The 21,181-nt window shown below is 67.5% G+C and carries 16 protein-coding genes and 1 pseudogene; 12 read left to right on the top strand and 5 right to left on the bottom strand.

The features are described 5' to 3' along the window. Window positions 1-166 precede the first annotated feature (166 nt). Window positions 167-1,450: a reverse transcriptase family protein gene (locus FMP39_RS23795; protein ID WP_141592521.1), complete on the top strand. Its 1,284-nt coding sequence runs from the start codon at window positions 167-169 to the stop codon at window positions 1,448-1,450. A gap of 8 nt (window positions 1,451-1,458) precedes the next feature. Here the strand turns inward: FMP39_RS23795 and FMP39_RS23790 are convergent, their stop codons facing one another. Then, the gene (locus FMP39_RS23790) at window positions 1,459-1,878 is read right to left on the bottom strand and encodes a GFA family protein (protein WP_011556204.1); all 420 of its coding nucleotides are present in this window, start codon (window positions 1,876-1,878) and stop codon (window positions 1,459-1,461) included. Window positions 1,879-2,247: 369 nt separating this feature from the next. Here FMP39_RS23790 and FMP39_RS23785 point away from each other — a divergent pair, with 369 nt between their 5' ends. Continuing rightward, window positions 2,248-3,576, top strand: coding sequence for a KamA family radical SAM protein (locus tag FMP39_RS23785; RefSeq protein WP_141592520.1), 1,329 nt, complete (start codon window positions 2,248-2,250; stop codon window positions 3,574-3,576). A gap of 463 nt (window positions 3,577-4,039) precedes the next feature. Here FMP39_RS23785 and FMP39_RS23780 read toward each other — a convergent pair whose 3' ends face one another. Both FMP39_RS23780 and FMP39_RS23775 read right to left on the bottom strand, forming a co-directional pair. Continuing rightward, on the bottom strand, window positions 4,040-4,537 hold the full coding sequence (locus FMP39_RS23780; RefSeq protein WP_141592519.1) for a hypothetical protein: 498 nt from the start codon (window positions 4,535-4,537) through the stop codon (window positions 4,040-4,042). 98 nt (window positions 4,538-4,635) lie between these two features. Beyond that, window positions 4,636-4,959, bottom strand: a pseudogene (locus tag FMP39_RS23775) (ISKra4 family transposase); the annotation flags it as partial. 255 nt (window positions 4,960-5,214) lie between these two features. Between FMP39_RS23775 and FMP39_RS23770 the strand changes: the two are divergent. Continuing rightward, window positions 5,215-5,517: an Mpo1-like protein gene (locus FMP39_RS23770; protein WP_140795232.1), complete on the top strand. Its 303-nt coding sequence runs from the start codon at window positions 5,215-5,217 to the stop codon at window positions 5,515-5,517. Between the two features lie 16 nt (window positions 5,518-5,533). Here the strand turns inward: FMP39_RS23770 and FMP39_RS23765 are convergent, their stop codons facing one another. After that, entirely contained in the window at window positions 5,534-6,769 is a 1,236-nt protein-coding gene (locus FMP39_RS23765; RefSeq protein WP_141592518.1) for an FAD-dependent oxidoreductase, read from the bottom strand. A gap of 597 nt (window positions 6,770-7,366) precedes the next feature. On the opposite strand from FMP39_RS23765, the gene FMP39_RS23760 reads away from it, so the two are divergent. Beyond that, window positions 7,367-9,175, top strand: coding sequence for a bifunctional UDP-sugar hydrolase/5'-nucleotidase (locus FMP39_RS23760; RefSeq protein WP_228558280.1), 1,809 nt, complete (start codon window positions 7,367-7,369; stop codon window positions 9,173-9,175). 67 nt (window positions 9,176-9,242) lie between these two features. On the opposite strand, the gene FMP39_RS23755 is transcribed toward FMP39_RS23760, so the two are convergent. Further along, window positions 9,243-10,988 carry a HEAT repeat domain-containing protein gene (locus tag FMP39_RS23755; RefSeq protein ID WP_228558279.1) on the bottom strand — a complete coding sequence of 582 codons (1,746 nt, stop codon included), beginning with the start codon at window positions 10,986-10,988 and terminating at the stop codon, window positions 9,243-9,245. 492 nt (window positions 10,989-11,480) lie between these two features. Here FMP39_RS23755 and FMP39_RS23750 point away from each other — a divergent pair, with 492 nt between their 5' ends. The 8 genes from FMP39_RS23750 to FMP39_RS23715 all read left to right on the top strand — a co-directional run bounded on the left by FMP39_RS23750 (window position 11,481) and on the right by FMP39_RS23715 (window position 21,029). Continuing rightward, window positions 11,481-13,151, top strand: coding sequence for an invertase recombinase-like protein (locus tag FMP39_RS23750; RefSeq protein WP_141592535.1), 1,671 nt, complete (start codon window positions 11,481-11,483; stop codon window positions 13,149-13,151). A gap of 417 nt (window positions 13,152-13,568) precedes the next feature. Next, window positions 13,569-14,840, top strand: a complete 1,272-nt coding sequence (locus FMP39_RS23745; protein WP_228558278.1) for an SBBP repeat-containing protein — start codon at window positions 13,569-13,571, stop codon at window positions 14,838-14,840. Between the two features lie 453 nt (window positions 14,841-15,293). Next, window positions 15,294-17,099: a polysaccharide deacetylase family protein gene (locus tag FMP39_RS23740; protein WP_141592516.1), complete on the top strand. Its 1,806-nt coding sequence runs from the start codon at window positions 15,294-15,296 to the stop codon at window positions 17,097-17,099. Between the two features lie 128 nt (window positions 17,100-17,227). After that, window positions 17,228-17,980, top strand: a complete 753-nt coding sequence (locus tag FMP39_RS23735) for an SDR family NAD(P)-dependent oxidoreductase (RefSeq protein WP_141592515.1) — start codon at window positions 17,228-17,230, stop codon at window positions 17,978-17,980. Window positions 17,981-18,090: 110 nt separating this feature from the next. After that, a complete protein-coding gene (locus FMP39_RS23730) occupies window positions 18,091-18,444 on the top strand; it encodes a helix-turn-helix transcriptional regulator (protein ID WP_011556213.1) in 354 nt (117 codons plus the stop codon). Between the two features lie 4 nt (window positions 18,445-18,448). Then, entirely contained in the window at window positions 18,449-18,934 is a 486-nt protein-coding gene (locus FMP39_RS23725) for an SRPBCC family protein (protein ID WP_228558277.1), read from the top strand. Between the two features lie 116 nt (window positions 18,935-19,050). Next, window positions 19,051-20,184, top strand: a complete 1,134-nt coding sequence (locus tag FMP39_RS23720) for an alpha/beta hydrolase (protein WP_228558276.1) — start codon at window positions 19,051-19,053, stop codon at window positions 20,182-20,184. A gap of 461 nt (window positions 20,185-20,645) precedes the next feature. Next, a complete protein-coding gene (locus FMP39_RS23715) occupies window positions 20,646-21,029 on the top strand; it encodes a hypothetical protein (protein ID WP_141592512.1) in 384 nt (127 codons plus the stop codon). Window positions 21,030-21,181 lie beyond the last annotated feature (152 nt).

The following is a 21,181-nucleotide window of genomic DNA, read 5'->3' as shown; positions in this document are numbered from 1 at the left end:
GTGCTCTCGGGAGAGGCCAGGGCTCGCAGATGAGCCATGAGTACCGCGGTGTTTCGCCGCGGGGGTGTTCTGTCCCCATCTCTTCGCCAGGGTCCCAGCGTACGCAACGCAGGGAGCCCCGGGTCCAACGCCTCGCAGGTCGTCCCCTGGCCTCTTCCGGAGCACCATGAGCTGGTTCGACACCACCCTCTCCTGGTTCAAGGGGTTGTTCAGCCGTCCCGTGACGCGAAGCACCACCGGGCTGGACGTGCCGCTGGATGCCCACGGCCGTCCCCAGGACATCGTGACGGAGACGGTCTCCACGTCGGGCCCCCTGAAGCCGGGGCACCTGCGACAGGTCCGCCGGGATGCGCGGCTGCTCCCCAAGGGCGTCCGCCGCTACACCCCGGGCCGGAAGAAGTGGATGGAGGCCACCGAGGCCCGGCGGCTGTTCTCCGCCACGCTGCGCACGCGGAACCGGAACCTGAGGGACTTGCTGCCCGACGAGGACCAGCTGGCGCGCTACGGCCTGCCGGTCTGGCGCACGGAGGAGGACGTGGCAGCGGCCCTGGGCGTCTCGGTGGGCGTGCTCCGCCACTACAGCGTCCACCGCCCGCGCGAGCGGGTGCGGCACTATGTGACCTTCGCCGTGCCCAAGCGCTCCGGAGGCGTCCGGCTGCTGCATGCGCCCAAGCGGCGCCTGAAGGCCCTGCAACGCCGGATGCTGGCGCTCCTGGTGTCGAAGCTCCCCGTGAGTCCACAGGCCCATGGCTTCGTGCCCGGCCGCTCCATCAAGACGGGCGCCGCGCCGCACGTGGGCCGGCGGGTGGTCCTGAAGCTGGACCTGAAGGACTTCTTCCCCTCCGTCACCTTCGCGCGGGTGCGAGGGCTGCTCATCGCCCTGGGCTACGGCTATCCCGTGGCGGCCACGCTCGCGGTGCTGATGACGGAGTCCGAGCGCCAGCCCGTGGAGCTGGAGGGCACCCTCTTCCACGTTCCCGTGGGCCCACGCGTCTGCGTGCAGGGCGCCCCCACGAGCCCCGCCCTGTGCAACGCGGTGCTGCTGCGACTGGACCGGCGGCTGGCGGGACTGGCGCGTCGGTACGGCTACACGTACACGCGCTACGCGGATGACCTCACCTTCTCCGGCGACGACGTCACGGCGCTGGAGCGAGTCCGCGCGCTGGCCGCGCGGTACGTGCAGGAGGAAGGCTTCGAGGTCAACCGCGAGAAGACCCGCGTGCAACGCCGGGGCGGTGCCCAGCGCGTCACTGGCGTCACCGTGAATACGACGCTGGGCTTGTCACGCGAGGAGCGGCGGCGGCTCCGGGCGATGCTGCACCAGGAGGCGCAGTCGGTGGACGACGAGGCGCACCGCGCGCACCTCGACGGCCTCCTGGCCTACGTGAAGATGCTCAACCCGGAGCAGGCGGAGCGGCTCGCTCGCCGGCGCAAGCCGCGCGGAACGTGAGCGAAGGCTCAGCTCCGGATGGGCCAGGGCCTGTCGCGCGTCCCGGCCTCCCAGTTGTCATGGCGGCCGTCCCAGTACACGACCTTGAGCTCACCGGGGTCGACGTCGTCCAGGCACTGGATGTTGACGGACCGGAACTCTCCACCGAGCTCCTCGACGAACCCGGCGGAGAAGCAATGGATGCCGCAGTGCTTGCAGAACGAGCGGAAGTTCGGGCTCGAGCCCTTCCGGAACTCACCCAGGTGCTCCGCGCCCGCGGTGACGCGGAAGGCGCTCGGCTTCGGGTAGGCCTGCGTGCCGCCGACCTTGGTGCAGATGCTGCAATTGCAGCGGCTCACGGGCTCCGACAGATCCATCTCGGCCTCGAAACGCACCGCTCCGCAAAGACATCCTCCGGTGTACTGCTTCAGCTTGCTGTCCTTCGACATGACGGCATCTCCTCGAGCGAGTGAAACGACGCCCTTGACTTAGACAGCCCGCATGACAGGGGTATGTCAGGTATCTACCGGCCCGCCCCGGCGGCAGGGACTCCCCGGCTCGAAGCCTGGAGACAGCAGAATCCCCGGCTTTCGACACCTTGCGTCACGCCACTGCGGACGCAGAGTCACTGTGAATTGCGACGCAAGGTGGAATCCAGGCTGCCCGTTCGCCCCTGAGGGATGACACTTCGCACCTCGGCGTGGTAACCGGACTCTCCCTCGTTGGTGGTCAAACGGTGTGCGCTCACGCCCGGCCACCAGCCAGGGTGGCCGCTGTGGACCTCGTGGCCGCCCTGACTACCGCAGGAGAAACGAGACATGAGCGTTATGTCAAACGCAGCACTGGCTCTGTCCACAGGTCGCCGGTACCGCGCCTACACCACCCGACATCTGGACGAGCTGACGACTCGGGCCGGGCTCTCAGCGGATGAACGGCTCGCGGTGCAAGCGGTGGCGCACGTGCTGCCCTTCCGGACCAACAGCTACGTCGTGGACGAGCTGATCGACTGGGCCGCCGCGCCCGCCGACCCCATCTACCGGCTCGTCTTCCCGCAGGCGGACATGCTGCCCACGGACGACGTGGCTCGCATGGCAGACCTGCTGAGCTCCGGTGCATCCCCCCTGGAGCTGAACGCTGCCGCCAACGAGATTCGCGCGCGGCTCAATCCGCACCCCGCCGGGCAGATGCAGCTCAACGTTCCCAAGCTGGCCAACGAAGAGCCCGTCCCGGGCCTCCAGCACAAGTACAGGGAGACGGTGCTCATCTTCCCCAAGCAGGGTCAGACGTGCCACGCCTACTGCACGTACTGCTTCCGCTGGGCGCAGTTCGTCGGCGACGCGGACCTGAAGTTCGCCTCGCGGGAAATCGACCCGCTGGTGAACTACATCCGCGCGCACCCCGAGGTCACCAACGTGCTGTTCACCGGTGGCGACCCGATGATCATGACCGAGGCCGTGCTGGCCAAGTACATCGAGCCGCTGCTGGACATCGAACACCTGGAGGCCATCCGCATCGGCACCAAGGCGCTGGCCTACTGGCCGCAGCGCTTCGTCACGGATTCAGACGCGGACGACATCCTGCGCCTGTTCGAGAAGGTGGTCGCCTCCGGCAAGAGCCTGGCCTTCATGGCGCATTTCTCTCATCCCAACGAGATGGTCCCCGAGATTGTCCAGGAGGCGGTGCGCCGCATCCGGGGCACCGGCGCGGTCATCCGCACCCAGGCGCCGCTCATCCGCACCATCAACGACACCCCGGACACCTGGGAGAGCATGTGGCGCACGCACCTGCGCCACGGCATGGTGCCGTATTACATGTTCGTCGAGCGGGATACCGGGCCGCAGGACTACTTCGCGGTACCGCTCGCCGAGGCCTACGACATCTTCCGCAACGCCTACCAGAGCGTGTCCGGACTGGCGCGCACGGTGCGGGGCCCGTCGATGTCCGCCACGCCCGGCAAGGTGTGCGTTGACGGTGTGGCGGAGATTGCCGGCGAGAAGGTCTTCGTCCTCCACTTCATCCAGGCGCGCGACCCGGAACTCGTCGGCCGGCCCTTCTTCGCGAAGTACGACGAGAAGGCCTCCTGGCTGTTCGACCTCAAGCCCGCGATGGGCGCCACCCACTTCCCGTGGGAGGAGCCGTCCGCGTAGTCGTAGCCACCACGCGGCGGGAGGCCCCAGTGGCCGGCCTCCCGCCCCGGGCACATGCCCTTGGCAGCGGACGCGGAGGGTCCACGTCAGCGTCAGACGCTTGGAATCCGGAGGCATCCACCAGCATCCGCGGGTACGGCCGCGGGTTGGGAACCTGCGGCCGGGCGGTGCGCAAACCCAGCAGAGTCGCGCCCTCACCTCGCATCCGCTCTGGAACCCCCAGATTCGACTCCCGTCAGGGCCCTCGACGTCCAGCCATGTTCCAGCGCGTTCCGCAGGGTCATGCGACGTACGTGCAACATGGCGGGGGGTCAGGCGGAGACGGTCTTCACCCCACGTAGAGTGGGGGCAACATCCATGCGGGTTTCGTCGTCCAGCTCGCGCACGAGCACATTCCCAACCCTGAGCTGTCCGATTTGACGGGGGCAACTCCACTCACCCCTCGGCGGACCCGCGCCCCGTATCACTGCTGGGTAGCCAGGATGGGACAGTCTGGGCCGCAGGGCTCCCTCTCCCAGACGAGGATGAGGCCACCGTCGTCGCAGCCTTTGCACCCCTCTCCGTCGCATTCCGGGCAGTCCCGCGCGTCTAAGTTGTGCTTCTCTTGCAGGTGCTCAATGCCCATGAGCGCCGCTGACTTCGCCGGGGCTGAGGTATCAAGAGAGAATATCGCGGTGACACGTTCCTGCTCGTCATTCACGTCGCTGTCGTTCCCCTGGACGCGTGACGAGAGGAACTTGTGGAGAACCATCCTGACGCCGTCGAGGGCGAACAGCACCCCAAATAGAACGAGCAGGAAAATCCCCTGGTTCTGCACCAGGTAATCCAGGTCGATTCCGAGGAACTTGCTCGTCCATGCGGTTTGCACGATGAACACGGCGAGAAACACCACGATCATGGGGCCCCGTTGCGAGAGAGCAATGGTTGCCCACCGGGAGATTCTTTCCGAAGTCGTTTTCATGTCGCGTGGTCCTAGAGCGTGCATTCTCTCGTCGCCGAGAGCCTGCGCAGGCGCGCCAGGGGCTTAGCACAGGGCCCAGGGACTGGCTCCCATCCTGCTCAAGCGGCGCGCCGCACCTCTGCTCGCTGTGGCGCGAGCGTGAGACGCATGGCGGCGTCCCATCGTTCCGAGAGCACCAGGGCACGCAGGTCCAGGATGTGTTGGCCGGCCCCCTCCTTCCAGCGTGCCCCCGGGCGCCTCATGCGCAGGGCGACCAGCGACTTGCAGGTGGCCTCCACGTTGCCGCTGCCGATGGGCAGCCCCTGCGCTCGTGCCTCGGCGTAGTGCATCCGCTCGCCGTGGCTCTCCATGTATGTGATTGCCTCGTGCATCGGCCGCCGGCCGCCGAGGACGACGTCCTGCTTGCCGCTGGCGTGCAGCGCACTGTGGGCTCAATATCCGACGGCAGCCGGGCGACGACTTCGACGTCCTCGGACGTTGCCGTCACAATCTGCTCGACGTGGATGGGAACCTGGGCCCGGTTCGCGGCCTCGATGAGCGCCCTCCGCTCGGCGTCAGTCGAAGCGGTCATGCAAAGCTTGTGACTTCCAGCATCACACGCCCGTGGCGCCTCCCTGGCCAGGCGAGCACCCACCCGGCACCTTCCTCCTGGGGCGCACGGTGCATACCGTGGCGTCATGCTCGGCGACCGTTCCTGGGAGGCGTGGATTTCGGAGTACTCGAAAAGCCACACCCATGCAGTCAACCGTCTGTGTCATACGGTGGGCATTCCGATGATTGCGGCCTCGGTCCCCCTGGCCGCCGCATCCCCGTTCGTCCCTCGCCTCTGGAAGGTGCCCGCCGCGCTCTTCGTCGTCGGGTGGAGCTTCCAGTTCGTGGGCCATGCCTTCGAGCGCAAGCCCCCTGAGTTCCTCAAGGACTGGCGCTTCCTCTTCGTGGGCCTGCGGTGGTGGGCCGCGAAGGTGGCGGGCAAGGCTTGACGCCCACCTGAATCGCTCAGGCCCTGGGAGGCGCCGCTGGCGTGCGCACGTGTTCGGGCCGTACGCCCATGCCCACCAGACGCGCCGGAATGCGCCGCAGGAAGGGGACGTGCTGAATCAGCCACAGCGGCAAGGGAAGCGCGGTGGACGCCGCCGGGCCTCGCAGGGCGGGCCCGAGCACGCGATTCTGGATGAGGACCTGGGCCCGCTGGGTGACACGCGTGGGCCACTCCCGGCGCTCCTGGACGCGCCGCAGGTCCATGGGCGTCACGTGCCGGGCGAGCAGTGGCCCCGCGAGGATGTTGGCGGCGGCCACCGCGTCCTGCACCGCCAGGTTGATGCCGACCCCGCCCACCGGTGACATGGCATGCGCCGCGTCACCGATGCAGAGCAGGCCCGCCTGGTACCAGGTGCGCAGCCGATCCACTCGCACGGTGAGCAGCTTCACGTCGTCCCACGTCGCCAGTTCGTGGGTCCGGTCCGCCAAAAAGGGCGCCATCCGGGCGAAGTCGTCTCGGAAGGCCGCCAGCCCGGCCTCGCGCAAGGTATCGAAGCTGCCCTTCGCGATGACACGCCCGCACTGCCACGAGTCGCCCCGGTTGATGAGGACGAAAATCTGTCCCTGCTCGAAGCGGCCCATGGGGTCCGCGGGGTCTTCGGGCTTGCGCGAGACACGGAACCAGAGGACGTCCATGGGCGCGCCCAGGACCTCCACCTCCAGGCCGGCGCGCTGACGCACGACGGAGGTCCGGCCATCCGCCGCCACCACCAGCGACGCACGAACCTCCAATGAGCCCTCCGGCGTCCGGGCCTGGACGCCGACGACACACCCCTTCTCACGCAACACATCCGTCACTTCCGCACACCGGCGCAGGTGGAAGCCCGGGTACTCGGCGGCCTTCCGCGCGAGGAAGTCGAGCAGGTCCCACTGGGGCATGAACGCGATGTAACGCGCGCGCGTAGGCAGGTGAGAGAAGTCTCCGACGACCACGTCATGGGCACCGCGCTGGAAGCGCAACATCGGCGCCTTCTGATGCGGCAAGGCCAGGAGCTCATCCAGCCACCCCAGCTCGTGCATCAGCTCCAGAGTGGAGGGGTGAATGGTGTCGCCGCGGAAGTCACGCAGGAAGTCCGCGTGCTTCTCCAGCACCGTCACCTCCACCCCCGCCCGTGCCAGCAACAAGCCCAGCATCATCCCCGCCGGGCCTCCTCCCACGACACAGCACTGCGTGGTGCGCACCTCGTCGGCCATGTCAGTCCCCCGCCCTGTCAGCCTCAGGCAGCAAGATTCTACGAACGCCCCACCCGGAACGACCAGCCCCTCCAGGACCGAACGTCTCTCCCTGACAGCAGCGCGCTTCAAGGGGGCGCTTCTCTGCGCCCAAGAAACAATGTCATTTCAGCCAGAGAGTGCCTGAAACAATGGCTGACAAAGTTCTATGGATTCGAATGGAATTCACGGACGCCGCCCGCTGGCTCGAAACCCGGTGCGTGTCCGCGCGAGTGGGGCGGCCCTGGCCGGAGGTGAAACATGGGGTGCCCGGCTCGTGTTCGACTGCCCCCAAGACGGCCTGCGTCAATTCTCATTCCGTGAGACTTCAACTCAACGAGCATGGCATCCTGCAACGCCGCGCTCCCGAATCCCAAGAATCCCAGAGACACTGGCGGGAATTCGAGAGCCGCCGCCCGAGCGAGCGCCTGGCGAAACCGCCCCGCACCGGGAATGACAGAGCCATGAGTTAGGGTCTCGCCCTGCTGGGAGATTCTTCCCGGCATCCAACTTTGTAGAGGTTTCCTGATGCGTTTTCCTGCCTGGGCGCGCACGTTGCGCACGACTTCAATTTGCCTCGTGGGTGCCTGCTCGCTGTTGACGGCTTGCGACTCCAGCGAAGATCCAGGGCCCGGCAACGAGCCCCCGCCCGACACCACCCCTCGTACGCTGACGCTGCTGCAGACGAGCGACCTGCACACGAACATCTTCCCGTGGGACTACTTCTCCGGGAAGCCCGACGCGAAGCGCGGCGTCGCCAAGGTGGCCACGCTCGTCAAGCAGGAGCGGGAGAAGAACCCGAACTGCACGCTGCTCGTCGACACGGGCGACACCATCCAGGGCTCGCCGCTGGGCACCTACTATGCCCTGGTGGACAACACGCCCCAGCATCCCATGGCCGCCGCCATGAACGAGATGGGCTATGCCGCCATGGCCCTGGGCAACCACGAGTTCAACTTCGGCCTGGACGTCCTCAACAAGTTCAAGAACGAGGTCAACTTCCCGCTGCTCGGTGCCAACGTGCGCAACAGCGCGGACGGCTCCGAGGCCTTCACGCCCTACGTCATCAAGACGGTGTGCGACGTGAAGGTCGGCATCCTCGGCCTGGTGACGCCTGGCGTGACGACGTGGGAGCGCGCGGAGAACATCGCCGGCCTGCGCTTCGACGACCCGCTGCAGACGGCGAAGGACTACGTGCCGCGGATGAAGGAAGCCGGCGCGGACGTGGTGGTGGTGGCCATCCACAGCGGTCCCGACCGGCAGCCGACCGGCAGCGCGAGCAACCCCGATTCGTGGCTGGCCGACTACGCGGATGATTCGAAGTGGGCGGACCGGGGCAACCTCCCTGGAGAGAACCAGGCCGTCCAGATTGCCCAGCAGGTCCCCGGCGTGGATGTCCTCCTCACGGGCCACACGCACCAGCCCATTCCGAAGATGCTGCTGCGGAACGTGGACGGTAGCGAGGTCCTCCTCACGCAGCCCAACCGCTGGGGCAGCCACCTGGCCGACGTCCAGCTCCAGGTCACCTGGGATGGCGAGCGCTGGGGCGTGAACACCCATGACGCCCAGCTCCACGTCGTGGATGACACGGTGGCGGCGGATGCCGCCGTCACCCAGAGCACCCAGGTCCACCACGACACGACGGTCGCCTACGTGAACCAGAAGATTGGCACCACCACCGGCGTGTTCCCGGGCGGCTTCGCCGGACGCTACGTGGACGGCCCGCTGGGGGACCTCATCAACATCGTGCAGGAGCAGGCCGCGCTCGAAGCCGGTTTCGCCGTGGACCTGTCCCTGGGCGCCATCTTCACCAACGATGTCTCGCTGCCCGCGGGAGACGTCACCCTGCGCGATGCCTACAGCGTCTACATCTACGACAACACGCTGTACGTGATGGAAATCAACGGCTCCATCCTCCGGCGCGCGGTGGAGATGAACGCCAACTACTTCACCACCATTGACCCGGCCAACCTGCCCCAGACGCCCGCGGAGGCGAAGGCCGCCTCGCCTTCTATCGCGGACTACAACTGGGACCTCTACTCGCACATCGAATACGGCTATGACCTGACGAAGCCCGCGGGTTCGCGGACCACGCACCTGCGCTTCAAGGGCAATGAAGTCACCGACGACCAGGTCTTCATCGTCGCCATCAACAACTACCGCGCGGGCGGTGGTGGCGGGTACAGCATGTTCAAGGAAGGCCGCGTGCTGTGGACGTCCGCGGATGGCGTGCGGGACTACGTCGCGCGCTACCTGCAGGAGAACCAGGGACTGTCGCCGGACGCGGTGAACACCTGCAACTTCACGCTCGGGCCCGACCTCTACACGCCGTACTACGCGGCCACGTTCGGCCCGGCGAAGTGCCTGACCGTGGAGACCGTGGAGTAGGCACACGCTGATTTCACGCGGGGCCGGGCGCACGCCGTTCAGGTGCGCCCGGTCTCCGGCGCGAAGCTCACTTGCGCCGGGGTGGAGCGGGTGGCGCCTGCTCCTGCGTGCCTGAGATGTCCTGTGGGGTGGCGAGCCGCATGTCTCCCTCGGGCGTGATGACCACATCCGCGCCCAGGCAGGAGACGAAGAGGCGCCCATCGGATAGCAGCCCTGAGCGTCGCGGCGCACCCGGGAGTACCCGCCACGGCTCCGCCACGTAGGCACCGTCACGGGGAACAATCCGGTACAGCATCCCGTTGTTGGTGACGATATGGGACAGGCCCGTCACCGCGACGATGTGTTCGCCGACCTTGTGGAGGCCAGTGGCGTTGGCGTCCAGAATCTTCTTCGCGGCGGCGTCAGTCGGGAGGTGCATGAGTTCTCCTCCCCACTCCCCCCGGCTTGCCCCCACCAGATGCCCATTCGAAACGCGCAATCCGAATCGAGGTGTCTGTTTGATGGGAGTGCGGCGCTCTCCATCCACCCCCACCGAGCGGACCTCGGTCTCGTACGTCAATGGCTCGAATGAAGCTTCAGGGAGCTCATCCGGTGCCGCGACCAGTGCCGGTTCGAGGGATGCTTGCTGGGCGAAGCGCATGCGGTCGCCAGCGAAGTACTCAAACGCGAAGTTCGGGTTGCCCGCCGCGTATGTCTCTTTGCCATTGATGACCTTCGTGGCCTTGCGAGCAGCCTCGCGGACAGGAGGTGCCCAGTGCTTCGTCGCGACGGCCTTGAGCGGTGCCAAGGCCCGCGTGGCACGGAGCCTTCCGAGCGATTCGGCCGAGGCAAAGGCCATCCTCCAGTCCCTGACATCGCCCAGCATCGTGATGAGCGCGTCGGTCGCGTCTGTGAACTGGATGTAGCCAAGCGTCCGCGCCGCGGCGAAGCGCAACTGAGGGTTCTCGTTCTTCAGAAGCGCGACAACCGCACTGCCCGCCCCCTTCCCCCGCTCGCGGAGTTCCGCCAGGTCGCGAAGCAGGTACACCGTGGGCTTCGTGCGCAGGTGCTCGACGAAGACGGGAATGGCGGCAGCAGGCCCCATGCGCATCAGCGCGTCATCAACCGTCTCTCGCAGGGTGGCATTCTTGCGCAACGCCTGCAGCGCGGGCACCGCCGCCGTAGCGGAGGGACCGATGCAGCCCAGCACCTGAATGGCATGGGCCCGATTTTCAGGGAAGGACTCGCCCCCGGTCACCACCCTCAAGAGGGGCGCAACGGCGGGCCCCGAGTTGGGCCCCATCTCCTGGAACACTTCACACACCGCGCTGGCGTAGCGTTCATGCACGGGCGACGCCGCGCCAAAGGGTTCGGCGAGCAAGGCGGCGGCCTTGCGGCCCGCGATGACCAGGGCATGAGTCAGTTGCGATTGCGTCTGGGGCTCATCCTTGAGCTCTTCGACGAGGAATGCGATGGCGCGGGGGGTTCCAATGCGAGCGATGGCGGGAGGAATCCATCCGTCCCCATGAAGCCGGGCCTGGATGAGGGCATCGAGGTGTTCCTCGGTCAGCCCTTCGAGGTCACGCAGGACGTAGCCCGCGAAGTCACGAATGGGCTCCGATTCCTCCCTGAACAGCGGGAGGAGGTACGGAATCGCCGCCGCGCCATGCGCCTGGATGCGGCTCGCGAGTGCTTGCGCGTCCGTGCCGACGCCGCCGCTGTCATCGACGACCTCGGGGATGCGCTCCACGAGCTGCTGGAGCGAGGTGCTGCCGCCAGGCACGGGTGCGCTGGCCAGCGCGAGCGCGACGATGAGCGCGGCGTTCATAGACATGCCTCCAGGACGTGAGCGCGGGATGCCCCCCTCCCGACGCCAACATTCTGCCAGGGTTCCACTGCATCAACGGGCTCCATTCAGTGGCGACAAGCCCTTCCCGCGCATGCCACGCCCTCGTCGACCCGTTGCATGACCAGATAGGCGAAGGTGAACCTGGTCAGAGACGCGGCGGACATCCACGAGGAACTCCAGCCCATCCTGGTGGAAACACGGCGTGAACATCGCGTGTCGCCGAAGCTGCTGAAGTCGCGCGCAGCCCGCTCGCGGTCGTGCGCACCTTGGTCTCCAGGTGCGCCATGTGGGGCTTTCCGGGGAAGAACGCGCCCACGCAGCGCGGAAGAATCAAGAAAGCGTCGGACTCTCAGAATTCTTCCGCACTATGAGGCAGACACAGCGCCACCGTGGGGGCCGGCTCGGTCTCGCTTGCGGGAAGTGTGGTACGAGAAGCCAGTTTCCGCGAACCGGAGGATTGCTTTGACGTTGTTTCGAGTGTGTCTGACTTCGCTGCTGGTCTTCGTGGCCGCCTGCGGGGGGGATTCGGATCCCGTAGTGACTCCTGACGCCGGCCAGACGCGGCCGGACGCGGGCGGCCAAACGCCGGACGCGGGCGAGGAGACGCCTGACGCCGGTGAGGAAACGCCGGACGCGGGTGAAGAAGCGCCGGACGCGGGCGAGGAAATCCCGGACGCCGGCAGCGAGACGCCCGACGCGGGTGAGGAAACTCCGGACGCCGGCAGCGAGACGCCGGACGCGGGCGAGGAAATCCCGGACGCGGGGAGCGAGACGCCCGACGCCGGTAGTGAGACGCCTGACGCGGGCGTGGAGCCCGAGCTGAGCGTCATCGACAACTGGGGCTTCGAAGAGTGGCCCGGTGCGCTTCCGGAGATGTGGCTCGGGAGCAAGTCGAACATCACGTCGGACAGCGTGCAGAAGGTGACCACGAACGCCTACGAGGGCGTGAACGCGGTCCGCCTGACCAACACCTCGGGGACGCACCGGCGCTTCACCACCGGAGCGAAGTCGATGCCCGCGGGCCGTTACGCCTGCACCTTCCAGGCGCGGGGCACCGGCGAAGTTCGAAACGCCTTCTTCGACGACGACTACTCCAGCTATTCGTCCTACACGGCCGTCGACAGCGCGACGTGGACGCAGGTGGCGTACAGCTTCAACCTCGCCAACGACGTCTTCGACACCTTCGAGCTCATCTTCAGCATCCGCAACACCAGCGGCGAGCACCTGAGCATCGATGACGTGCGCTGCACGCGGGCCGCCGAGCCGTGTGATGCGGTCAGCTGCGAGTCCTGGGAGCGCTGCGTGAATGCCACCGCGACCTGCGAGCCGCTCGCCGGCCGGTGCAACGCTGCCGAGGACTGCAGCGCGTGGCAAGCCTGCGACGAGACGAACACGTGCGTGGTCGCCGCCGGCCGCTGCACTCGCCACGCGGATTGCGCGGGGACGCCGGAGACGCCGGTCTGCGATACGGCCAGCCACGTCTGCGTCGAGGGCGACCCTTGCGCCGGCGTCGTGTGCAACCACCCGGCGACGAGCTGCAACCCCACGAGCGGCGTGTGCGAGCTGTCCGCGGGAGCCTGCTTCACCACGTACGACTGCGTGGGTGAGCTGCCGGCCTGCGACACGGCGACCGGACGCTGCGTGTCCGCTGACCACCCCGCCAACATCATCCCCAATGGTGGATTCGAAAGCTGGAGCACCACCTACATCCCCTACCACGGCAACCATCTCATCCCGGACTACTGGTACGGGCTGGACAACGGCGTCGCCGACCCGGGCACGGAGATCAGGCCGTCGCGACTCGTGCGCTATACGGCGGCGGTGCATGGCGGTTCGTCGGCGCTGCAGTTCGTGGTCCCCATCGAGGTCGCGGAGCGCTTCACGCTCGAGAAGTTCAACATCCCGAGCGGCAACTACTCCTGCTCGTACCGGGTGCGGGGCCACGGCACCATCCGGCATCGCAGCTACTCGAGCGCCGGCTGGAGCCCGGCCACCGACTTCCTCACCGTCGACAGCGACGAGTGGCAGCCGGTGTTCTTCCGTATCACGGGCAACGTGCGTGACTGGCGCCTGTTCTTCTATCCGAGCCGCAGCGAAGCCGACCGCGACCACCTCCAGGTCGACGACGTCGTCTGCACGAAGGACTAGCGAGCCGCGGCGAAGGACCGCGGGCCTCCAAGCCCGCGGTCCTCCTCGCCCCCGCCTGGTGCCCTCAAGAGGGCAACCTGCCTCCGGCGCCCCCCGGCTGAAGATGACGATCCCCGCGAGTGCCGTACCGCCAACTCGCCCCCCCTGAGCTGTCCGATTTGACGGGGGCAGAGCAACACATGTCACAGCCGCAACGGCGCTGAAGCTGCCACAGTGAATCATTTGCATCCGGGTCCATGACACCTCAGACCTGGGTCAGACACTGTCTCTTGCGTGTCTTTCGTTACCCATCTTCCGCGCGCCCGTCTCTCGTGGTCTTGCAGGGATGCCGTGGCAACAGACTTCTCCCCCGGAGCGGACGACAGGCGTCCTCCCGGCGTCACGGCTCAGTTCCCCCGCTGAGAAACGGAGTTCGTGATGAAACACCCTCTCTTGAGCATGTTCGGGCTCGTCGGCATTGTCTGCGCCTCGGGTGTGCCTTCCATCGCTGAGGCACAAGTCCCACCTCCGTCCTGGGTGCGCCAGCTCGGCGCCCACCTCGACGAACAGGCCCACGCCGTGGCCGTCTCGGGCACGAGCGTCTACGTGGCGGGCCAGACGACCAGCCAGCTCGGTGCCGACCCGCAAGCCGGCGGCCAGGACGCCTTCATCGCCCGGTACGACACCGCCGGCAACCTCCAGTGGGTCCGCCAGTTCGGCACCGCGCGGACGGACCGCGCCACCGCGGTGGCCACCGACGAGGCCGGCAACGTGTACGTGGCCGGCACCACCTTCGGCAGCCTCGACTTCTACACCAACGCAGGCGGCATCGATTACTTCATCGCCAAGTACGACGCCGCCGGCAACCGTCAGTGGCTGCGCCAGAACGGCACGCAGATGGACGACTTCGCCACCGGCCTCGCCGTCAGCGCGCCCGACAAGCTCTTCTTCACCGGCTACACCGGCGGCAGCTTCGCCAACGGCGGCAACCCCAACAACTACGACATCGTCGTCGCCCTCTACGACGCGGCGGGCAACCCGTACTGGCTCCAGCAGTACGGCACTTCCGCGAGCGACATGGCGCGCGGCATCGCCGTCACGCCCACCCACGAGGTCTACGTCGTCGGCAACACCTTCGGCAGCCTCGACGGAACCACCACGCCGGTGAGCAGCGACATCTTCCTGCTCAAGCTCAACATCCTCGGCGCCCAGCAGTGGGTCCGGCAAATCGACGCGGGCGAGCTCGATGATGCCAAGAGCGTCGCCGTGGGCCCCGACGGCGGCGTCTACCTCGCTGGCGAGACGTTCGGCAGCCTCGACGGCAACGCCAATAACGGCACTGTCGACGTGCTACTCGCCCGCTACGACAGCGCCGGAAACCGCCAGTGGAGCCGCATGCTCGGTGGCGCGCAGACTGACTACGCGTTCGGCGTCTCCGTCACCGCGAACAACGTCGTGCAGCTCGTCGGCTACACCTCCGACGCGCTCGATGGCAACCCGTCCACTGGCTCACTCGACGCCTTCCTCACCCGCTACGACGCGCTTGGCACCAAGCTGGGCACCCGCACCCTGGGCACCCCGTTCCAGGACATCGCGCGCGGCGTGGCCGTGGACGCCTCTGGCAACGCCTACGTGGCCGGCAACACCTTCGGAAGCCTCGGCGGCAACACCAACGCCGGCGGCTACGACGCCTTCCTCGCTCGCTTCTGATTCAACTGGAATGCCACACGGCCCGTTCCGGCGCGTACTCCGGACGGGCACCGGCAGCGCCCTTCGTGGCAGCCCGATGCGGAGGGTGCGGCAGCCTCGCGGCATGCACCGGCATCTGCTCCTGCCCCTTCCCGCGTTCGCCTCGCTCCACTGTTCGCACACCTGAAAACGCCTGTGGTGTTCGCAGCGTCGGACCTCAGGGGCCTTCCGTCCCAAGCCAGAACCCGGCCCCCTGCCAGCCCTGCCCTCCCACTGCAGGGCCCGTGCCCGCCCCCCCGAGCCTGCCTCCAGTTGCGACGCGAGGGCGTGTAGCAGCGCTGCTGTCGCCATCCCCCTCGTCCGCGAGGGAGCACTCCGGTTGCGCCTGGGTCCGCCCAGCCTCAAAACGTGAGGGGACGGGGCGCAGGGGGCCCATCGCGAAGGGGAGCGTCGTGGGCTGAGACAGGGGGGAACATGCGAGCAAGGCTCAACGCGCGGGCGGGCACCTGCCTCCTCGCAATGGTGCTGGGAGTGTGGAGCGGAGGGGCGTGGGCCGGGGCGCCAGGGGCGCGGACGGTCGTCACGCTGGCCTTCGATGACGGACTCGAGGAGCAGCGCCAGGTGCTGGATATGCTTTCGGCTTCGGGGCTGAAGGCGACCTTCTTCATCATCAGCGGGCGGGTTGGCCAGACGGGATACCTGAACCTCGATGACCTGCGCCGCCTGGCCGCGGCCGGCCACGACATCGGGGGACACACGCTGCAACACTCGGAGTTGGCGGTGCTGACGCCCGAGAAGCAACGACAGGAGATTTGCGAGGACCGCTTGCGGCTGCTCAGTTGGGGCTTCTCGCCCACCTCCCTCGCCTTCCCCTTCGGCTCGAACGATGCGGTGGTGAACCAGACAGCAGCGGCGTGCGGTTACAACGCCGCGCGCGACGTGCGGGGACTGGTGGACACGTGTGGCTCCTGCCCCACGGCCGAGACAATTCCTCCGCTCGACCCCTACGAAATCCGCACGCCCGCGACGGTGACGCGCGACGACGGACTGGAGCAGTTGCAGGCGTGGGTCACCTCGGCGGAGGCCGCGGGGGGCGGCTGGGTGGTCGTCGTCTTCCACTTCGTGGCGCCGGACTGCACCAAGCGCACCTATTGCGTGAAGCCCGACGTCCTCCGGGAGTTCATGGGCTGGCTCGCGCAGCGGGCACCGATGGGAACAGAGGTGCGCACGATGCAGGAAATCCTGGGCGGTGCGGCGCGGCCCGCGGTGCACCCCGTGTCCCAGCCGCCCACGGCCACGCTGAAGAATCCCTCGCTCGAGGACGACGCGAACGTCGACGGCGTGCCCGACTGCTGGCAGTTGGGCCCCGCCCACGGTGGCGCCGTGCGCGCCGAGCGCTCAGCCGAGGCGCACAGCGGCGCCTGGTCCTACCGGCTCGAGCGCGTGGAAGACTCCGGGGGCGCCGCCTCGCTCCATGTGCTGCGCGATGACGGCACCTGTGCACCCGCCGTGACGCCTGGGGGCGGTTCGCGGGTGAGCGTCTGGTACCGCTCCAGTACGCCGCTGCACCTGGAGGCGGCCGTGAAGGGGGCGGATGGGACGTGGAAGGTGTGGAACCGCGGCCCGAGCCTGCCACCCGCGGAGGCCTGGACGGAGGCGTCGTGGGAGCTGCCCATCGCGCTGCCGGCCGACGCGTTCGGCCTGAGCGTGGGCGTCGCCCTGGAAGGGGTGGGATGGGCGCTGGTGGATGACTTCGGGCTGGCGGATGCGACGGCGCCCGCGGCGCGATTGGTGCTGGACGCACCGGCCGGCGGAGAAGACTTCGTCGTGGGCCAGGACGTGGAGGTGAGGTGGTCCACGCTCGGCGACGTGCGGACGCTGGACGTGGCGTACTCCACGGAGGCGAGCGCCAGTTGGGTGCCGGTAGCCACCTCGGTGGAGAACACGGGGCACCTCATCTGGCGCGTGCCCGACGTGCCGAGCCATGAGGCGCTGCTGCGCGTCGCCAGTACCGAGGATGGAACGGTGTCGGGCACGAGCGCGCCCTTCCGCATCCTGGCAGGGGACCCGCAGCCCGGCATCGGGGAGACGCCATCCGAGGAACAGCCGCCAGGGGAGCAGCCTCCCGAGGAGGACCTTGGTGACGGGCAGGTGAATGGCGCGAGCGGGGGTTGCGGGGGGTGTGAGGGCGGCGGTACGGGGCAACTGTTTCTCGCGGTGGTCGGCGGACTCTTCGCTCTCTCGCGTTCGCGAACCAGAAGGAGGCAGCGGAAAGAGTGACGCCTGACGTAACGGAGCGCGGCCCCTCCACCGGTGCCGCGCTCCACCTGACTGGCTGGCCTCCGTGATGCCCACGCCGAAGGTCAGCGTCGCTCGACTTCGCTCGAAAGGCGCGGCTAGAAGAGGCGATGGGGACATTCACACATCGAACCGCGCTCGTGACTGGGGCTGCTTCTGGCATCGGGCTGGCGACGGCACGACATCTGGCAGCAGAAGGTGCCACACGACTGATTCTGGTCGACCTCGCGCAGGAAGCATTGGAGGCGGTGACGCTTCCATGCGCGGTCGACCGGGCCGTGGGGGATGTGCGAGACGAGGCATTCTGGGAGGCGCTGGCGCCAAGGCTGGCGGGGCTTGACCATGCCGTGGTCAACGCGGGTGTCGCGGGGGCAGCGACCATCGTCGACCATGGCTTCGACGAATGGCGGCGCATCCTGTCCATCAATCTGGACGGTGCGTTCCTGACGCTGCGCGCTGCGATGCGTGCGATGCGGGGGCGTGGTGGCTCCATCGTCGCGACGGCGTCCGCGGCGGGCGTGAAGCCCGAGCCTGGCGTCGCGGCGTATGGCGCGTCGAAGGCGGCGTTGATTCACCTGGTGAAGGTGGCGGCGAAGGAAGGCGCGGCTGACCGAATCCGTGTCAACGCCATCGCGCCCGCGGGCGTCGAGACACCGGTATGGGATGCCGTCCCCATGTTCGCGGAACGAGTGGCGCAGGTCGGGCGCGATGCGGCGTTCGCCGAGCTCGCCGCCATGGCGACGCCCCTGGGCCGCTATGCCAGGCCGGAGGAGGTCGCGCGCCAGATTGGCTTCCTGCTGTCGGATGACTGCGCGCTGATGACAGGCACGACCTTGCTGAGCGACGGCGGTTACACGCTCTGAGTACGCGGCCGCTCCTCCGGAGCTCATGGCCCGCGGTTCGAACGCTCGACTCGGCCTGTCCGCGCAATATTCCTTGACTGGAATATACCCCGCGAGGAATATATATCCTCGTGATTGAGACCTTCACGGCGCTCGCCGACCCGAACCGCTTTCGCATCGTGGAATACCTGCTGGGGGGCGCGCGCTCGGTGGGAGCCATCGGAGAAGCGCTGAACCTGAACCAGCCGCAAGTGTCGAAGCACCTGCGCGTGCTGAAGGAGGCCCGGCTGGTGGACGTGGAGGCGCGCGCCCAGCAGCGTCTCTACGGCCTGCGGCCCGAGCCACTGCGCGAGCTGAACGCGTGGTTGGAGCGCTACCGCGACATCTGGGACGAGCGGCTGGGACAGCTCGACTCGCTCATCGAAGAACTCAAGACGCAGGACATGGAAGCAGCGCAGCGACATGCTCGAAAGAAGAAGGGATGAAGTGATGAGCCTTACGTCAGTGGAGTTGGAGTCGGACCGCACCATCGTCATTTCTCGCAAGTTCAATGCGCCCGCGCGCATCGTGTTCGACGCGTGGACTCGCGCGGACCTGGTGAAGCGCTGGTGGGCGCCGAAGACCCACTGCGTCACCATGGTGAGCTGCGAGGCGGACGTGCGCGTTGGCGGCGGCTACCGCTACGTGCTGCGCAATCCGGACGGCAGTGAGGTGGCCTTCTCCGGCCAGTACGCTGAAATCACTCCGCCCTCGCGGCTCGTATACACGCAGGTCTTCGAACCGATGGCGGACGCGGGTTCGGTCACCATCACCGTCACCTTCGACGAGCGCGACGGCAAGACACACATGGTCTCCCGCGAACTGTATCCGTCCAAGGAAGTGCGGGAGGCCGTCCTCGCGTCCGGCATGGAGCACGGCTTGCGCGTAACGATGGATCAGCTCGAAGCGCTCGTGTCGTCGCCGGGCCTCGACTGAGCCGGTGCGCCGACGTCATCCGTGCGCGTTTCGCGTTGCAGCGGGGGCATGTCCCTTGGAATGTGACGGTCTGCCCCTCTTGCCGGATGACGTCACCGCCCTGCCCTCTCCCGTCCATGCCGACCCTCCTGGCGATACTGCACATCGTAGGCTGCGTGCTGCTCGCGGCCGTCTTCTTCGCTCCCGCGGGAGTGCCCACGCTCGTCCACCTGCTCAAGGGCATCGTGCGGGAATACAGCCTGGTGATGCTGTTGCCGACGCTCCTCACCGCGCTGGTGGCCGTCTGGATTTCCCACGTGGACGTATGGAGATGGCTGCGCTGGGGGACGGCGGCATGCGCACTGCTCGTCGGCATCCTCGCGGTGTGGCCCGCAGCCTCCGCGTGGCAGATGGCCAGGGCGGCTGACATTCCACTCCGCCTCCGAGAGTATTTCCGTCCCCTCGTCGGAGCCCGCCCCCTCCCGAGCCACACCGTTCGTTTCGCCGTGGTCGAGGGACACGAGCTGCACGCCGACGTCTTCCTTCCCGATGCCTCCGCCTCCAGGGCTCGCCCCGGGGTGCTCTACTTTCACGGGGGCGGCTGGCGTGGCGGAGAGCGCGGCTATGCCCGCGCCTGGGCCGACTTCCTCACCGCGCGGGGATATGCGCTCATCTCCTTCGACTACCGGCTCTTTCCTCCTGCCACTGGCCTGAAGGCCCCAGGGGACGTCAAGTGTGGCATCCGCTGGGTCAAGGACCACGCAGCCACCTACGGTATCGACCCGGACCGGCTCGTCCTCTTCGGAGAGTCCGCAGGCGGGCACCTCGCGACCCTCGCGGGGTACACCGAGGGAGATGCTCGCCTTCCGTCCTCCTGCGCCCCCGGGGACACGTCGGTGGCGGCCATCATCAGCTTCTACGCGCCCAGCGACCTGGTGGCCTACGCCGCGAGCGCCCCTGCACCGCTCGTGGGCTTCACGGGTGTGCCGCTGGAAGGCCACCGCGAGCTGTACGAGTTGCTCTCCCCCATCAACCACGTCGGGCCACGTTCCCCTCCCACACTCCTGCTCCATGGTGGGGCCGACAGCGTCGTGCCGCTCGACGCCTCGCAAGCGATGGCCGCTCGACTGGCCCAGGCTGGCGTTTCCCATGCCCTCTTCACGCTGCCCTACGCGGAGCACGGCTTCGACATCTGGGATGGCGGCTTCGGCCGTCAGCTCGCCCGGGCGCAGGTGGGGCGGTTCCTCCAGCAGCACGCGCCCGTCAATTGAGGGCGTTCCCTCTCGCCGTAAGCAGATAGGACGCAGAGGGACCATGTCGAGGAAACGTGAGTACCGGTGCGCACCGCGACGACGCATGTCCCGGAGACGCCAGCGCCCGGGAATGGACACGAGCGGCGACCCCTGTGTCCTGGCAATCCGCTAGCGCCGAGCAGGCACTGGCAGGTTGCCGGTGGCGTCAGCACCTCACGGTGGAGTCAACGTGGTTGGAGTTGGCGAGAAAGCCTTCTCGCGCTGTCTCTCTTGCAGACAACCACTTCCTTGCGACCCAAACGAACACCGCCCGGCGGAAGAGAGGGGCGTTCGCGAGGTGGCCGCATTGGCCAGACTGGATGGGCCACCTGGGCCGGCGTGTGTCCAGCGGGGGCGATACAGCCACTCCGTCCCGCCCAGATGCCTCGCCGCCCCACGCTTCTCGCCAGTTCCTACCGAGGATGTAGTAACCCGGGTGGATGGACAAGCTCCTGAGCAGTTGCAGGCATTCGTTCAAGGACCTTCCGGTTCCGCTCGTCGATAACGCGAAAGTGGCGGTTTACGTCTCCGAGCCCGAGGCCGGGCTGGGTGGAGGAATCATCTGTACCATGACGTTCGCGTTCAAAGACCCGGCAGGGAATTGGGAGTCCGTCTGCGAGGATCCGATAGAACTCGTTCCCTTCGAGTATCTACACGACGAGCGCCTTCCTTCATACCTCCGAGCCGTGCCGCGCGCAGTGACTGAGCTCATGAATGGGCGAGGATGCCTGTGGTTCACGCCAGCGCTTGCGCTTCACTCAAACGCGACGACCGAGGACGCGCTCGTGGCTGAAATCGTCGCGCGCAGCGAGCCGATGTGGTGACTGTGCCTATCCAAGATAGCGGCGCAGACGCAGCGACCGGACACCTCAAATGCCTCCTCTCGAATGGATGAGACAGGCCGGGCGACACCGTTGCATTGAATCGTCGGAAAAAATCGCGGTCCGGGACGCATGGCTCGGGGCGCCCTACGCCG

Origin of the sequence: Myxococcus sp. AB056, from assembly GCF_006547365.1 — a bacterium.
Lineage (GTDB): Bacteria > Myxococcota > Myxococcia > Myxococcales > Myxococcaceae > Myxococcus > Myxococcus virescens.
Note: the sequence above shows the minus strand (reverse complement) of the source record. Positions and strands in the feature narration are given on the sequence as shown.

What these genes read in the sequence shown, in the direction of transcription:
- FMP39_RS23795 (WP_141592521.1), top strand. Translation starts at nt 167, where the DNA reads ATGAGCTGGTTCGACACCACCCTCTCCTGGTTCAAGGGGTTGTTCAGC.
- FMP39_RS23790 (WP_011556204.1), bottom strand. Translation starts at nt 1,878, where the DNA reads ATGTCGAAGGACAGCAAGCTGAAGCAGTACACCGGAGGATGTCTTTGC.
- FMP39_RS23785 (WP_141592520.1), top strand. Translation starts at nt 2,248, where the DNA reads ATGAGCGTTATGTCAAACGCAGCACTGGCTCTGTCCACAGGTCGCCGG.
- FMP39_RS23780 (WP_141592519.1), bottom strand. Translation starts at nt 4,537, where the DNA reads ATGAAAACGACTTCGGAAAGAATCTCCCGGTGGGCAACCATTGCTCTC.
- FMP39_RS23770 (WP_140795232.1), top strand. Translation starts at nt 5,215, where the DNA reads ATGCTCGGCGACCGTTCCTGGGAGGCGTGGATTTCGGAGTACTCGAAA.
- FMP39_RS23765 (WP_141592518.1), bottom strand. Translation starts at nt 6,769, where the DNA reads ATGGCCGACGAGGTGCGCACCACGCAGTGCTGTGTCGTGGGAGGAGGC.
- FMP39_RS23755 (WP_228558279.1), bottom strand. Translation starts at nt 10,988, where the DNA reads ATGTCTATGAACGCCGCGCTCATCGTCGCGCTCGCGCTGGCCAGCGCA.
- FMP39_RS23745 (WP_228558278.1), top strand. Translation starts at nt 13,569, where the DNA reads ATGAAACACCCTCTCTTGAGCATGTTCGGGCTCGTCGGCATTGTCTGC.
- FMP39_RS23740 (WP_141592516.1), top strand. Translation starts at nt 15,294, where the DNA reads ATGCGAGCAAGGCTCAACGCGCGGGCGGGCACCTGCCTCCTCGCAATG.
- FMP39_RS23735 (WP_141592515.1), top strand. Translation starts at nt 17,228, where the DNA reads ATGGGGACATTCACACATCGAACCGCGCTCGTGACTGGGGCTGCTTCT.
- FMP39_RS23725 (WP_228558277.1), top strand. Translation starts at nt 18,449, where the DNA reads ATGAGCCTTACGTCAGTGGAGTTGGAGTCGGACCGCACCATCGTCATT.
- FMP39_RS23720 (WP_228558276.1), top strand. Translation starts at nt 19,051, where the DNA reads ATGCCGACCCTCCTGGCGATACTGCACATCGTAGGCTGCGTGCTGCTC.
- FMP39_RS23715 (WP_141592512.1), top strand. Translation starts at nt 20,646, where the DNA reads ATGGACAAGCTCCTGAGCAGTTGCAGGCATTCGTTCAAGGACCTTCCG.